Annotated in this window: 10 protein-coding genes; 5 read left to right on the plus strand and 5 right to left on the minus strand. The window is 34.7% G+C overall.

Features of this window, described 5'->3' with window-relative positions:
- The first annotated feature begins 14 nt into the window (after positions 1-14).
- The 3 genes from BW932_RS08945 to BW932_RS08955 are packed head-to-tail and all read left to right on the plus strand — an operon-like array spanning position 15 to position 2543.
- Entirely contained in the window at positions 15-905 is an 891-nt protein-coding gene (locus tag BW932_RS08945) for a 3-hydroxybutyryl-CoA dehydrogenase (RefSeq protein ID WP_076387177.1), read from the plus strand.
- Positions 906-947: 42 nt separating this feature from the next.
- Entirely contained in the window at positions 948-2267 is a 1320-nt protein-coding gene (locus BW932_RS08950) for a hypothetical protein (protein WP_076387149.1), read from the plus strand.
- A gap of 33 nt (positions 2268-2300) precedes the next feature.
- A complete protein-coding gene (locus tag BW932_RS08955; RefSeq protein ID WP_039347940.1) occupies positions 2301-2543 on the plus strand; it encodes a hypothetical protein in 243 nt (80 codons plus the stop codon).
- Positions 2544-2605: 62 nt separating this feature from the next.
- On the opposite strand, the gene BW932_RS08960 is transcribed toward BW932_RS08955, so the two are convergent.
- From BW932_RS08960 to BW932_RS08980, 5 genes are all read right to left on the minus strand, one after another.
- Entirely contained in the window at positions 2606-3001 is a 396-nt protein-coding gene (locus BW932_RS08960) for an META domain-containing protein (protein ID WP_076387150.1), read from the minus strand.
- 124 nt (positions 3002-3125) lie between these two features.
- Positions 3126-5525, minus strand: coding sequence for a phenylalanine--tRNA ligase subunit beta (gene pheT / locus BW932_RS08965; protein ID WP_076387178.1), 2400 nt, complete (start codon positions 5523-5525; stop codon positions 3126-3128).
- A gap of 204 nt (positions 5526-5729) precedes the next feature.
- Positions 5730-6860, minus strand: a complete 1131-nt coding sequence (dnaN, locus tag BW932_RS08970; protein ID WP_076387151.1) for a DNA polymerase III subunit beta — start codon at positions 6858-6860, stop codon at positions 5730-5732.
- A gap of 142 nt (positions 6861-7002) precedes the next feature.
- Positions 7003-7719, minus strand: a complete 717-nt coding sequence (locus tag BW932_RS08975; protein WP_076387152.1) for a DUF2490 domain-containing protein — start codon at positions 7717-7719, stop codon at positions 7003-7005.
- Between the two features lie 51 nt (positions 7720-7770).
- Positions 7771-9579: a TonB-dependent receptor plug domain-containing protein gene (locus BW932_RS08980; RefSeq protein WP_076387179.1), complete on the minus strand. Its 1809-nt coding sequence runs from the start codon at positions 9577-9579 to the stop codon at positions 7771-7773.
- 350 nt (positions 9580-9929) lie between these two features.
- Here BW932_RS08980 and uvrA point away from each other — a divergent pair, with 350 nt between their 5' ends.
- Together uvrA and BW932_RS08990 are read left to right on the plus strand one after the other, a co-directional pair.
- Positions 9930-12716, plus strand: a complete 2787-nt coding sequence (gene uvrA, locus BW932_RS08985; RefSeq protein WP_076387153.1) for an excinuclease ABC subunit UvrA — start codon at positions 9930-9932, stop codon at positions 12714-12716.
- Positions 12717-12963: 247 nt separating this feature from the next.
- Positions 12964-15747 carry a sensor histidine kinase gene (locus BW932_RS08990; protein WP_076387154.1) on the plus strand — a complete coding sequence of 928 codons (2784 nt, stop codon included), beginning with the start codon at positions 12964-12966 and terminating at the stop codon, positions 15745-15747.
- The last annotated feature ends 12 nt before the right edge of the window (positions 15748-15759 follow it).

Below are 15759 nucleotides of genomic sequence, written 5' to 3' on the forward strand. Positions count from 1 at the left end.
TTAAAAATAAATCAATGAAAAACATAGTAGTAATCGGAGCTGGAACCATGGGAAACGGAATTGCACACACTTTTGCACAAACCGGATTTAAAGTTAATTTAGTGGATGTTTCGCAACAAGCACTGGATAAAGGAATTGCCACGATCACCAAAAATCTGGACCGAATTATTATCAAAGGAAATCTCACCGAAGAACAAAAAGAAGGAACATTAAACAATATCTCCACTTTTACCAAATTAGAAGATTGTGCAACAAATGCAGATCTGATCGTAGAAGCAGCGACAGAAAACCTAGATTTAAAGCTGAAAATCTTTAAACAAATGGATGAATTAGCTCCTGAAAACTGCATTCTCGCAACCAATACTTCTTCGATTTCCATCACGAAAATTGCGTCGGTGACGAATCGTCCAGACAAAGTGATCGGAATGCATTTTATGAATCCGGTTCCGATTATGAAATTGGTAGAAATCATCAAAGGCTACTCTACTTCAAAAGAAACTTTTGACCAGATTTATGAAATGAGTATAACTTTGGGGAAAACTCCGACTGAAGTCAATGATTATCCAGGATTTGTGGCAAACAGAATTTTGATGCCGATGATCAATGAAGCCATCGAAACTTTGTACAACGGTGTTGCAGGTGTTGAAGAAATCGATACGGTGATGAAATTAGGAATGGCTCATCCGATGGGACCTTTGCAATTGGCAGATTTTATTGGTTTGGATGTTTGTTTAGCGATCTTAAATGTGATGTACGACGGTTTCAAAAACCCAAAATATGCACCAAATCCTTTGTTAGTGAATATGGTAATGGCAGGAAAACTCGGCGCAAAATCCGGGGAAGGTTTTTATGATTATTCTGAAAGCAAAAAAGCGGAGAAAGTGGCGAAAATGTTTGCGAAATAATTGTAAATTTTAGATTTTAGAAAAATTAAAATCATCCGGTTAATGAGAAGAATAAAGGAAAATTTAATTCAAATTTTAATGGTCATTACAACTATTGTGATGATCATTTTGCGTTTTCTTCTCAACGAAAAAGGAAGGGTAAATCCCGATTCTATTCGCTACATGAGAACTGCAAACGTTTTCCCGATTATCGATAATACGGTGACTCCGCTTGGTTATCCTTTGAGTTTAAAATTTTTCACCCTTTTCGGTTTTGATGAATTTTGGGCGAGCAAAATTGTTGGAATTCTGTCTTATTTATTGATCATTTATTTTGCCGCAAAAACGAAATTTTACTTGAAAGAAACCATTTTGATTGGTGGATTATTCAGTTTCGTCTCTATCTTTTCATACACGATGAGCGAAGCTTTCATTTTACCGGTCGTATTTCTCTTTCTTTTTATCGCTCAAAAAATCATTACAGAAGAAATCAAAGGTTGGAAAGCGGTTTTATATTTAAGTTTGATTTTAATTTTATTGTACAATATTCGTTATCCGGCCTTATTTTTAATGTTCGCAACCGGACTTTTTGGTGTTTTAAAATATAAAAAATCGTACGGTAAAATTTTCATCATTTCGGGTTTAGCCGGATTTTTCTTTGTTGTTGCCTACAAATTTTTGTTCATCGATTATTTTGATGAAAAATATGTTTCTACCTTTTTAGAAATTGGTTTGCACACTACTTCTCAATTGCTGATCGAACTTTTTCAAGGTTTGACGACCGTTTTTAATCCTTTTATACACATTGCAAATCCTTCGGGTGGAATCATTAATGTCGGTATTTACGGTTTGGGTTTACTCAATATCTTTCTGATGGTTTTTCTATTCACGAAAAATAAGCTTTCTGAAACTGAATTTTTCTTTGTTTTTGTGGGAATTGTTGGCATCATCTGTTCCTATTTTATTCAGTATTTCTATTCGGTCAATCCAATTGATTACCGTTTGATGGCGCCTTTTTCGTTCGGAATTTGGCTTGTTTACTTCAAAAAATTATTTGCCATTTTTGGGAAACTCACCTACGGAATCACGGTTTTGAGCTTGATTACGGGTTTTGTTTTCACGTGGCTTTCCAAGGGGAATTATTTGGAGAACAGACGAGAAATCGCCCGATTTTTAAAAGAAGAACATTTGGATAAAGGCCGCGTCAATTTTTATATGGAAAATGAATTTGATCTGTCGAAAATGCAGATCGCCGAATTGATAAGCACCGTAAATCCCAACGTAAAAGTCACATTTAAACCAAGTGATACGCTGAATCAAAATGTTTTAACACAATATAAAGTTTTACAAAAAATCAAGATCGACACGAACAAATTTCAATAATTTTTGTATTTTTGACGAGTTAAATTAATTATTATGAAATTACCAAAGTTTTTATTAGCCGACAACTCAGATTTTCCTGAAGATCTATTTGTAGTTCACACAGAATATCCAAGATTTGTCCTCAATGTAGAAGAGGAAGAAGTTGAATGGTTCGATGATTTAGAAGGCGATGATGAAGAAACAATGGCAGATGAAGCCACCAAAGTTGTAGAAGCAGCCTTCAAATGGTGCGACGAAGAACTCGCAAAATATGACGAAGAAGACGAAGAAGCATAAAAAAAAAAAAGGAACTCAAATTTGAGTTCCTTTTTTTTAGATCTATTTAAAAAATTTCTTTATTATTTATTTAACTTCATCAGCAGAAGATTTCCTTTGTACAATTCCAGCGTATTTCCTGATACAACGTACTTATCGGCTTCATTCAACATGCGCAAAAATTGACTTTCAACTTCCATATTATCGCAAGACATTCTGGTTGAACCCACATTTTTAACGATGAAATTTCCGGCAGTTGCATCCAGAGAAAGTTCTCCAAAATAATTATTGCACCCTGCATTTCCTGTAATTTTCCCAGATTCTATATTTAGAGTAGGTTTTTTCCCTTTTACGTTATCGGCCAAAGTCCAATTGGTTCCTGCAATATTTGTTTGCGCGCCACGACTTTTCGAGCTAGACATCGAACTGCATGAAAACATTGCTGCGACTGCAAAAACTGCTAAAAAAATATTCTTCATTTTTTTTATTTTCTCAAATTTAAGAAATTATATCGACTTCCACAGAATCGCTTTTCGATATTCCATCCAAATAAAAAAAGCATTTCGAGTTGAAATGCTTTTTTGTAATAATTCTGAAGCTTTTTTAAGAACGTAATTCCGCAGAAAACTCTTTTTGGAATGTTTTAATTAAAGAATTCATCACTTCCGTAATATCTTTCTCTTCCAAAGTTTTTTCTTCAGTTAAAAGTTCAAAACTTAGCGCATAAGACTTCTTGCCTTCCGGAAGATTTTTTCCTTCATAGACATCAAAAAGATTGATGTTTTTCAAATATTTTGAAGGATTTTTCTTCGCCGAATGGAAAAGTTCTGCGTACGTCACATTTTTATCAACCAATAAAGCCAAATCGCGTCTGATTTTATTGAATTTCGGGATCTCTACAAATTTCAAATTGTCTTTTGACCGCAATTCCTGGCAATTTTCCAGCTCGATCTCTGCATAGAAACAGTCCTGATCAATATCTGCATCTTTCAGTAATTCGGGAGAAACTTTACCCAATCTCCCGATGGTTTTGTCTTCCGCAACCAATTCCAATGCATCAGAAAAACGCGCATCAACTAAATATTTCTCTTCGATTTTCAAATTCAATTTCTCTAAAAGAACTTTTACGAAAGACTTCAACATATAAAAATCGGTAGCAGATTTTGGCTGTAACCAGTTTTCAGCAACATTACGCCCGGAAACCAATATTGCCAATTGCTTTTTCTCTTCGTATTTCTCTTTCTTGTGGTAAATTTTTCCCAGTTCGAAAAACTTGATATCCTGATTTTTTCTTTTAATATTATAATCTGCATTCTGCAAAAGACCTTCTAACAAAGATTTTCTCATAAATGCTAAATCTCCGCTCAATGGATTTAGAAGTTTTACCGCGTTGGTTTCATCTTTCACAGAAGTCAGCGAATTGTTCATGACTTCATTAAAACCATTGCTTTGCAAAGTTCTTCCCCACGAATTTTCTAAAGCATCTTGGTCATCAAAACTCAGTTTTACAGGGCTGAAAGAAAACTTTTGTGGGGAATCGATTTTGTTGTAACCGTAAATTCTAAGGATTTCTTCAATCACATCAATTTCACGTGTTACATCGGCTCTGTAAGCAGGTACGGAAAGCTCTAATCCATTTTGAATTTCGTTCAGAACCTGAATTTCCAGCGACTTCAAAATTTCTTTTATTTTCTCTTTATGAATTTTGGTTCCTAAAATCTGTTCTACTTTTGAAAATCTTAGAATCACATAAAAATCTTCCAATTTTTTAGGATAATGTTCCAAAAGTTGACCTGCCAATTTTCCACCTGCAATCTCTTCAATCATAGAAATCGCGTGCGTAATGGCTGTTCTGGTACTGTTGGGATCTACTCCACGTTCGAACCTGAACGATGCATCGGTATTTAAACCATGAGATTTCGCTGCTTTTCTTACCGCAATTGGATTAAAATAGGCACTTTCTAAAAAGATCGTTTTTGTATGTTCGGAAATGCCAGAATTTTGACCACCAAAAACTCCTGCAATACACATTGCTTGATTTTCGCCATTTTTAATCATAATCTCAGAACCGTTCAAAGTTCTTTCTACTCCATCTAAAGTGGTGAATTTTGAACCAGCTGGATTTACACCAACTTTCACTTTTTTACCAGAAATTTTATCGGCATCAAAAGCGTGAAGCGGTTGACCAAAACCGTGCAAAATATAATTCGTAATATCTACAATATTGTTGATCGGACTTAATCCTATTGCTTTCAAACGGTTTTTTAACCAAGCGGGAGAATCTTCAACTTTCACATTTTCAATGACTGCTCCAATATATCGCGGACATAATTCTGAGTCTTCAATCTCTAATTGAAAATCTGTATTTCCTTCGATATTTAATGTTTTAGAAACTGCTTTTTCGAACTCAGATTTCATTTGATTGGAAACCAAAAATGCATTTAAATCGCGCGCAACACCGTAATGGGACATTGCGTCTGTTCTGTTTGGCGTTAATCCAATTTCGAAAACTTCATCATTGGTCAATTCAAAATATTCGACGAAATTTCTGCCGACTTCAAATTTGGTTTCATCTAAAATCATGATTCCACCGTGATCTTCACTCAAACCCATTTCGTCTTCTGCGCAAATCATTCCCTGCGAAACTTCGCCACGAATTTTAGCTTCTTTGATCGGAAAAGAATCTGAACCTTTGTGAATAATCGTTCCAACCACGGCAACAGGAACGGTTTGTCCAGCCGCAACATTTGGCGCACCACAAACGATATTCAGAATTTTTCCTTTCCCAATATCAACCGTGGTCACTTTTAATTTATCGGCATTCGGATGTTGTTCGCAAGTCAAGATTTTTCCGACCACAATTCCTTCTAGGCTTCCTTTTACAGATTCAAATTTATCGATACCTTCTACTTCAAGACCGATATCGGTAAGATATTCTCCGATTTTATCAGATTTTAAATCTATTTTGATATAGTCTTTCAGCCAGTTATTTGAGATTTTCATTGAAAAAAGATTTGAGATTTGAGATTTGAGATTTGAGATTTCAAAAACCAAAAATATTTTTATTATTAAGTTTGCAAATATCGTGATTTTAAAGTTTAAATTCAAATGTAATTTAAAGCATTGCGCATTTTAAACAAGAACAAAGTGCATAAAAAAAGCCCGAAAAACATCGGGCTATAACTTTTTAAATTTTTAATCTTCATTTTACATTCCGATTACCGGCATCGAAAGCATGAGGATTTTTTCTTCGTCCTCTAAACCGTCAACTGGCTCGATAATTCCGGGTCTATTCGGTTGCGACATTTTCATGGTGATATCGTCTGAACTCAAAACTGATAACATTTCTGTTAAAAATTTCGAACTGAAACCGATGTTAATGTCTTCGCCATTGTAATCGCAAGGAATCTGCATATCTGCTTTGTTTGCGTATTCGGTATCTTCTGCATGAAGGTGAAGAATATTCCCAGACAATTTAAATCGCACTTGGTTCGTGGATTTATTCGACATGATGGAAGCTCTTCTGATGGAACTCAACAGTAAATTTCTGTTGATTGTTAAAATATTTGGATTTTCTTTTGGAATTACCGCCGTGTAGTTTGGGTATTTCCCATCGATCAATCTACAAATCCAGGTATTGTTTCCAAATGTGAATTTCGCCATGTTCTCATTAAACTCAATCGTAACATCCTCCCCAGAATTGGCTAAAATATTTTTGAAAATTGCCAATGGTTTTTTCGGCATGATGAATTCTATCGGTTCTGCATTGATGAGATCGGTTCTTTTGTAAACCACCAATCGGTGGGAATCAGTAGAAACAAAATTGGTTTCGTCTTCTTTAAACTGGAACAAAACTCCTGTCATCACTGGTCTCAGAGAATCGTTACTTGTAGCAAAAAGCGTGTTTGTTAAAGCTTCTGATAAAATTCCGGCAGAAATCTTTACGCTTTGGGAAGCATCAAATTCCGGAAGTTCCGGGTAATCATCTGCATTATCAAGTGCAACAGCAAAATTATCTTTTTCATCTAAAATCTCGAGCAAACTTCCGTTTCCATCTGTAGCTTCTTTTACGGAAAGCGTTAATGGTTGTTCGTTGTATGTTTTTACAAAATCCTGGAAGATTTTCGCAGGAACCGCAAATTTTCCGGTATCGTCGGATTTGACTTCCAAAGTCGTAACCAAAGTCGTTTCACCATCAGAAGCGGTTATTTTTAGATTGTTTTCTTCAAGCTCAAAAAGGTAGTTTTCGAGAATTGGTCTCGATTGAGAACTGGAAATCACACCACTTACGGTGTTCAATGCTTTTTGTAATTCTCCGCTTGCAACAATAAATTTCATTCTTTAATATTTATTTTTTCTAAAGTTTTCTGAAACAGTTGTGTTTCCTCTAAAAAATATTTTTACAAATATAAGGATTTGGAGCAAAATAAGGAAACAAACGCAAAATTTAAAGGTTAATTTGAAGAAAAGTTATCAACACTTAATCTGCCCCCGGAAAATGATAATTTCTATCCTGCGAAGAATCGATGGTGATGTTTAATGCGAGATATAAATAATGTAAATTTTTGTTGCCTGAACTGCCAAATTCTCTTTGCCAAAGGTAACCTGAAGCAATACCGAAATTTTCATCGATCTGATAACCGATTCCACCATAAATTCTGTTTCGGGCAAATAAAGGGTTTTCTGTGGTGATGAAAAAAACTTCATCATACGCATTGGCGAAAAGTGTTCCAGGTTTTACAGTTTCCGAATTTAATGGAACGGAAATATTCATCCGGTAACGCAAACGAACGCGCTGCGAATGCACATCGATTTGCGGCTCATAAAACCAACTTTTTTCTGCCCGAAAACGGTTTTCAAATTTAAATTTACCTGCTTTAAAATCAATGACATCTTGCAACCAGATTCGAAATTCTTCTTTGCTGAAATCGTGGTCTTTGTAATTTCCGTATCGCCCAATTCCTATAAAAGGTTTATGATTTTTGGTAAGATTATAACCAATTCCCCCTTTAATTTCGTAATAATCTGGATAAGAATACTCTTCAATTCCACGCATTTGACCTTCCACAAAAAGAAAAAACTGGGGATGAAACTTGTAGGTTACAGCTACCGTAGTGAAACTGGAAATGTTTTCCTTTTGCGCAGCAATACTGCTAAAAACCATGATCATAAACAGCTGGACAATCCTTTTTTTCATTTCGCAAAAATACTAAAATAGATGGAATTAATCCCCACTAATTTCCCAATGTTAAAGTCCAATTTTATACGTAAAGCCTAAATGAAACCAACGTTTTGGCATCGGAACTCCAAATGTTTCAGAATAGACGTTATTGGTAATATTGTCGATTAAGACATAAAGATTCATATTTTTAAAGTCATAACTTATTTTTCCATCCAGAATTTGATAACTTCCGGTGGTTACTCTCTCATTATATCTATAAATCAACTGACTGGTGAAATTCTTCAAAAATTTATTTTCCAATTTTGCTACAAACTGGTGTTTTAAGTTTTCTAAAACATAGCGTGAAATTAGATTCTGGGGTTCTTTTGCTTTGCTATCTAAAAAAGTGTACCCTACAAAATAAGATTTCACAAACGAATTAAAATGCTGCCCGAACTCTACTTCTATTCCTTTTGTTTCAATTTTTCCTATGTTTTGGGCTTTCCAAATATCATTTTGATTTTCTTTGGTCCAATCGATTGAATTGTCTGAATTGCGTAGGAACCCACTTGCTTTTGCCAAAAAACCATCTCGTTGAAAACGGTAACCAACTTCTGCAGAAAGAGCATTTTCGGGCAATAAATCCGGATTTCCTTTTTCTGTTTTGCTTACATAATACAAATCGGTAAATGTAGGAATCCTGCTTACTTTTGCCACGTTTCCATAAATTTTATGGTGATCATTAAAATCAAAACCAAGATCTAAACCGGGATAAAAGAAATCGCCTTGAGTGTCATAATTTGCCCAAGAAATTCCTGGAGAAAAATGCAATTTGTTTTGAAAAAAAGCAAAATGATGCTCTAGAAAAACCTGTGTTACAAATCGTTCGCGAGATCCCAAATTGTTACTGGCCAAAAATTCTTTGCGCGCTTCAACACCCACTCCAGTTGTTCCAAAATTTGAAAGATAAGAACCGTTGATTTCGGCACCAATATTATTTCCGACATGTAGATTGCGGTAGATTTCTGGTTTTTGTCTATTATAAAGATACAAATCCTGTCCTCGTCGCCAGTAAATATTAGAATTCAGATTGAATTTTGAAAACTTTTTATTGATTCCTATACTTACAAGCGAAGCCTGCGTTTCTTCGTACTGTTCTGTTGCTGCAGGACTAGAATAAAATCCATTAGCACCAAATTTTTTCTCCTGAATTCCAGCCTGAAAATTGATCGAACCATTATTTAATTGATATTGGTTTTGGTAAAAAACATTGTTGATTTTGTAATCGGTATTGTATCGATAACCACTTGAACTGGAAGAATTGGCTTGTAAAAAATTGGAGATTTTTTCGGTTCCAAAATTTGCTCCAATTCCTAAAGAATAGGTTTCGAAATCTCCTCCACTTCCCGAAATAATTACATTTTCATCGGAACTGGCTTTTGTGACAATATTCACCACACCTGCATAAGCATTTTGACCAAATCGTCTTGCAGCAGGACCTTTTACCACTTCTATTTTTTCTATAGAAGCCATATCAAAGGGAATACTCATCGAATTGTGGCCGGTTTGGGAATCGTTCATTCGAATTCCGTTTACCAAAATCAAAACCTGTTCGAAACTGCTTCCTCGCAAAGAAATATCAGCTTGAACACCATTTCCGCCTCTTCTTCGGATATCAAATCCTGTATAGTGAGCCAGAATTTCCTCCACACTTTTCGCGGGCGAATTTTGAATTTCTTTTTTTGAAATGACGGTTACATTTTCATTGACTTTTTTTAAAGGCAGTGCAAGAAATTTTCCTTGTACAATAACTTCGGAAATATTTTTTTCTTTTTCCTGAGCTGAAAAATTGATAATGCTGCCTAAAAATAAAATACTGATAACTCCCTTTTTCATTCCGTAATTTTTTTGATAATCATCCAAACTGGCCGATTTTCTAGTTTTGAAGCGGCAAATATATTTCAGAAATCACCAATAAAAAAAGAATTTTCTCTCAGAATTTTTTAATATAGAACGAAAAAAATGCAACTCCTTGGAATTGCATTTTCTTTGATAGTTAGTCGTAAAACGCTATCTTTTTCTCATCAAATGTGTAATTAAATCATTAAATAGTTTTCTCATGATCATATTACTTTATTTGTTTCACAAATATTGGAAAAAATTAAAAACCAACCAAATTTTAATCTACATAATATTAAAAATTTTCGTCAAAAAAAACAGTATTTTTGTACGTCTCAATTTTACCTATGGCTACAACGACCGAAATCGATATCAAAAAACAACTTTTCGTAAAAAACGCTCACCTCAACAACCTGAAACACATTGATGTACTTCTGCCAAAGAACAAACTCATTGTGATTACGGGCGTTTCGGGAAGTGGGAAATCTTCTCTTGCGTTTGATACGATTTATGCGGAAGGACAAAGAAGGTATGTAGAAAGTTTAAGTTCTTATGCGCGACAATTCTTAGGGAAATTAGAAAAACCTAAAGTTGACGACATTAAAGGTTTGGCTCCATCTATTGCGATTCAGCAGAAAGTGATCTCTTCAAATCCGCGTTCTACCGTTGGAACTTCTACAGAAGTTTATGATTACTTGAAATTATTTTTCGCTCGTGTCGGACGAACATTTTCTCCCGTTTCAGGAAATGAGGTAAAAAAAGATTCCGTAAGCGATGTCATTAATTTCATCAAAGAAAATGAAAACCAGACTTTTCTTTTGAGAAGTCCTTTGATATTTGAGGTTGACAATTTCAGCGAACTTCTGAAAACCCTAAAAGTTTCGGGCTTTACAAGACTGGAAGTTAACCAAAATGTGGTCGGAATTGAAGACCTGGAAAGTTTCGGTTTCTTGCCAGAAAAAGAAATGGAAATCCAGTTGGTCATCGATCGTTTTAATTATGAAGAAGATGAGAGTTTCTTGCAAAGATTGGCAGATTCTATCCAAATGGCATTTTATGAAGGTCGTGGCTATTGTTCTTTGAAAAATATTGAAACCGGTAAAATCAGAGAATTTTCAAATAAATTCGAGCTCGATGGCATCGAATTTATGGAACCCAATGTTCATTTTTTCAGCTTTAATAATCCTTATGGCGCTTGTCCGGAATGTGAAGGGTACGGAAAAGTAATCGGTATTGATGAAGATTTGGTGATTCCGAATAAGAATCTTTCAATTTTTGAAGACGCTGTAGCGAGTTGGAAAGGCGAAAGCATGAGTGAATGGAGGAAAGATTTCATCAAAAAAGCAAAAGATTTCCCGATTCACAAACCATATTATCAACTTACAAAAGAGCAGAAAAATTATTTATGGAAAGGCGACGGAACGACCAACTTCCCTTCTATAAACAGTTTTTTCAAAATGCTTGAAGAAAATTTATATAAAATCCAATACCGCGTTATGCTGTCACGATTTCGCGGAAAAACTTTGTGTCCGAGTTGTGAAGGTTTACGATTGCGCGAAGAAACAAAATGGGTGAAAGTAGACGGACACAACATTCAATCAATGATTGAACTTCCGTTGGATGAATTTTTACCTTTAATGCAATCTTTGAAGCTCAATAAACACGACGCCGAAATTGCAAAAAGATTGCTCTACGAAATCACGACCCGTTTGGCGTTTCTCGAGAAAGTTGGATTGGGATATTTAACCATCAACCGAACCTCAAATACGCTTTCTGGAGGGGAAAGTCAAAGAATAAATCTGGCGACAAGTTTAGGAAGTTCTTTGGTAGGATCGATTTATATTTTAGATGAACCTTCGATCGGTTTGCATTCCCGAGATACCGAAAATTTAATCGAAGTGTTAAAAAATCTGCGCGATTTAGGAAACACGGTGATCGTCGTAGAACACGATGAAGACGTGATGAAAGCTGCAGATTACATCATTGATATCGGTCCGGAAGCTGGATATTTAGGCGGAGAATTGGTTTTTTCTGGTCCTTTTGAAGAATTAAGAGATTCAGATTCATTAACAGCGCAATATTTAACTGGGAAATTAGAAATTAAAGTTCCTGAAACCCGCAGAAAATCCAAAGAATGGATTCATGTAAAAGGCGCCCGACAAAATAATTTAAAAAACATCAATGTAGATATTCCGTTGGAAAGTCTGGTTGTTATTTCTGGCGTTTCGGGCAGTGGAAAATCTACTTTAATGAAAGAAGTCTTGACGAATGATATTCAGATTCAACTCGGAATGGGCGGAAAAAAAGGCGATTATGATTCAGTAGAATTTCCGGAAAAACTCATTAAAAACATTGAACTCATCGATCAAAATCCCATCGGAAAATCCAGCCGATCAAATCCCGTAACGTATTTAAAAGCGTATGACGATATTCGGGATTTATTTTCGAAACAGAAATTGGCGAAAGTTCAAAACCTAAAACCGAAACATTTTTCCTTTAACGTGGATGGCGGAAGATGTGATGATTGCAAAGGAGATGGTGTAATTACCGTGTCCATGCAGTTCATGGCAGATATAGAGCTGGAATGTGAAACCTGCAAAGGAACACGATTTAAAGATGAAATTCTGGAAATAAAGTTCGACGAAAAAAACATTTCCGATATTCTTCATCTGACGGTAGATGAAGCCTTGGAATTCTTCACAGAAAACCATCAAACAAAAATTGTGACCAAGCTAAAACCTCTACAGGAAGTTGGTTTAGGTTATTTGCAATTGGGCCAAAGTTCCTCTACCCTTTCAGGTGGTGAAGCGCAACGGGTAAAATTGGCTTCTTTTTTAGTAAAAGGAATTACGACCGATAAATCGCTTTTTATTTTTGATGAACCTTCTACCGGACTGCATTTTCATGACATTAATAAATTGCTGAAATCGCTTCAAGCTTTAATTGAATTGGGACATTCAGTCATCGTCATCGAACATCAACCGGATATTATAAAAACGGCAGATTTCGTGATCGACATTGGTCCGGAAGCCGGAAAATATGGTGGCGAAGTTGTTTTCGCGGGAACACCGGAAGATCTGGCGAAAGATAAAAAATCCTTTACAGGAAAATATTTGAAGGAAAAATTGAAGTAGATGTTAGATGTTTGATGTTAGATGTTAGATGTTAGAAAAATACAGAGTTTTTTAAACAAAGCAAACTTTTCGGAGTTGGCTTTTTTTGAGGTCCAAATTTTAAATTTGAGTACATTCGCTTATCTTAAAATTTAAAATTATTCGAAATCTCTACCAATATCTTTTATTCTTACTTGTTCTGATTTTCGGGACCAATTGCTTTGCACAAAACTACAATCTTACCAACACCTTCAGTACCAAAGATGGTTTGCCCAGTAATTTGGTATATGAAGTGGTGCAAGATGATAACGGTTTTCTCTGGGTTGCTACAGATAATGGAGTTTCTAGGTTTGATGGAAAACGCTTCGTTAATTACAATACGAAAAATGGTTTGCCCTCCAATGATGCTATTAACGTCATCAAACAAAAGGACGGAACAATCTGGGTAAATACCTACAAACAACCACCCAGTTATTTTGATGAAAAACTAAATCGGTTTGTTTGCTTAGACTTTGACAAACACGTAAAAGAACTAAGTACGGCTCTGTTTCAGGATATATATGCGGTGAATAAAAATGATCTGTTCTTTCATAATTACATTGGAAGTTTCATTTTTAGCAAGGGAAAAATCATTGACAAAGTAAAAATCAATGAAAATGAAAAAGCTAACGATGTTAACAAATTATATTTTAAAAATGAATTGGTTAATATAAAAACTAGAGAAGTTTTTGTAAACGATAAAAAAAATAAAAGCATTGATTTTTATAAGAATAGTCAATTTTTAGGGAGTGTTCAATATGTAGATGCTAATAATTCTTTTATACAATATTTTGATAATTACGGGATCTATCGATATTCTGACAAAGAAATCACCCAGATTAAAATAAATAAGTTACATCCACTTCAATACGACATTCAAAAATTAACGGTGCCGGAAAACATAAAATGGCTAAAGCTTTCTTCGGATAAGTTAAGCCTAATGTCCAAGAGCGGAACGATCTATATTTATGATGAAAAAAATTTAAAATTACTTTCTACCATACCCAATGAATTCAATGTAAATACTGCTTATGTGGATTCCAAAAATAATATTTGGGTCGCCACAGTGAATAATGGATTGATGTGTTATACCGATCAAACCATCAAAAAAGAGCACTATTCAACAGGAGTGATCTCAAATTTTTTATCGGCTAAGGTTTCAGATGATGGTTCGGTTTACGCCGGAAATTATCAGGGTGAAATCTACGTAAAGAAAGGTAAAACTGAAACGAAATATAATTTTAGTACGTTAAAAGATAATACGATCTGGATCAGAAATTTCCATTTTTTTCCGGGTAAAACCATCATTGTTTCTGATGAGGGAATTTTAATTAATTTAAAAAAGAAACTTAATTTTTATACCAAAACCAACAGAAGACAAAATGTAAAAACCTCTCTAAAACTAAATGAAAATGAATTAATTTTAGGAGGTACGGCTGGTTTGGTAAAATACAATGTGAATACTGACCACTATGAATTTCTGAATTTCTCCCAAGAAAGAATTTTAAATCTAAAAAGAGATGATGACCATTCTTTCTACTTTTCGGCAATCGATGGATTATATCGGTATGATTTAAGTAAAAATAAGTACCAACTGATTGTTCCAAATCATCTTTTTCAAAATGATACGATTGAACATTTTGAACCCGTCTCCAAATCGAGAATGTGGATCAGTACGTACAAAGGAAATCTCTACCTGTTGGAAAATAATACAATCAAAAAAGAGTTCATCAATGACAAACGAATTCCCAATAATATTTCGAAATTACTCAACATCAATACGCAATTGTGGATGGGTTCGAAATCCGGAATCTTCATTTTAAATTACGCCAATTTAGAAAAAGTATCTCTTTCAAAACTGACTACTTCAGATGGATTAACGTCTAATGTCGTCAATTTCTTAGACCTGAAAAAAGATACTGTTTATGCAGCTACAGACAATGGCGTATCCAAAATTCCTTCTCAAATCATTCAAAAAGAGCTGCAACTTCAGCCGAAAATAATTTCAATAAAAATTAATGAAAAGACCGTCGCGTTGGATTCTACTTATCAATTGAAAAGCGATCAAAACAATATTTCTTTAGAATTAGCCGGAGTGGATATTACGGGACATTTCAAAAACTTTCAATACGCCGTTAATAAAGATAAATTCTCGGATATTGAAGGCAATTTTCTGAACCTGCAACTGAATAGCGGTGTTAATAAAATTGAAATTCGCGTCGTCGACGAAAACAACAAGATTTATCAAAACGCCATCAAGCTAACGTTCGAAATAGAAACACCATTTTATAAAACCATCTGGTTCTGGATCCTGGTTTCGGTCTTGACTTCTACCCTTATTTACTACTCGATTAACCGTGAAAAATCAATGCAGCAGAAAAGAAAGTTTAACCACGAAACCGATCTGCACAATCAAAGAGAAAAAATCACCGCCGATCTTCATGATGATTTAGGCGCTTCACTTAGTAGTTTGCAAATAAACAGTGCAGTTGCACAAAAAGTATTAGATAAAAATCCTACAGAAGCTAAAAAGATTTTAAACAAGATTGAAACTCAGGCAAAAAGTATTTCGGAAAATATTGGCGATATTATCTGGAGCTTGAAACCTCATCAAGATGAATTTATGACCTTGAGTACAAGAATTAAGAAAATCACGAGTGAAATTTTAGGAAGCTCCAATATTAGATATGAGATCTTGATCGATATCATCATCGATTCTGAAATTACGGACTTTTCTGCGCGGAAAAATTTAATTCTCATCTGTAAAGAAGCGCTAAATAATATTTTAAAACACAGCCAGGCAAATGAAGTTTGTTTAATCCTTCAAAAATCAAAAGAACATTATATCCTCGAAATTGAAGATGACGGTATCGGATTTACGGAACTTGAAAAAAGAGGAAATGGGGTTTCTAACATGAGAAGAAGAACGGAAGAATTAGGTGGGAAATTTCAGATCTATAAAGGAATTGGAACGAAGCTGATTTTTTCTATCCCTATAATTAGGGAGACCTAAACCGCGATTTAA

Source organism: Kaistella chaponensis, assembly GCF_900156725.1.
Taxonomy (GTDB): domain Bacteria; phylum Bacteroidota; class Bacteroidia; order Flavobacteriales; family Weeksellaceae; genus Kaistella; species Kaistella chaponensis.

What these genes read in the sequence shown, in the direction of transcription:
- BW932_RS08945 (WP_076387177.1), top strand. Translation starts at nt 15, where the DNA reads ATGAAAAACATAGTAGTAATCGGAGCTGGAACCATGGGAAACGGAATT.
- BW932_RS08950 (WP_076387149.1), top strand. Translation starts at nt 948, where the DNA reads ATGAGAAGAATAAAGGAAAATTTAATTCAAATTTTAATGGTCATTACA.
- dnaN (WP_076387151.1), bottom strand. Translation starts at nt 6,860, where the DNA reads ATGAAATTTATTGTTGCAAGCGGAGAATTACAAAAAGCATTGAACACC.
- pheT (WP_076387178.1), bottom strand. Translation starts at nt 5,525, where the DNA reads ATGAAAATCTCAAATAACTGGCTGAAAGACTATATCAAAATAGATTTA.
- uvrA (WP_076387153.1), top strand. Translation starts at nt 9,930, where the DNA reads ATGGCTACAACGACCGAAATCGATATCAAAAAACAACTTTTCGTAAAA.
- BW932_RS08980 (WP_076387179.1), bottom strand. Translation starts at nt 9,579, where the DNA reads ATGAAAAAGGGAGTTATCAGTATTTTATTTTTAGGCAGCATTATCAAT.
- BW932_RS08955 (WP_039347940.1), top strand. Translation starts at nt 2,301, where the DNA reads ATGAAATTACCAAAGTTTTTATTAGCCGACAACTCAGATTTTCCTGAA.
- BW932_RS08960 (WP_076387150.1), bottom strand. Translation starts at nt 3,001, where the DNA reads ATGAAGAATATTTTTTTAGCAGTTTTTGCAGTCGCAGCAATGTTTTCA.
- BW932_RS08975 (WP_076387152.1), bottom strand. Translation starts at nt 7,719, where the DNA reads ATGAAAAAAAGGATTGTCCAGCTGTTTATGATCATGGTTTTTAGCAGT.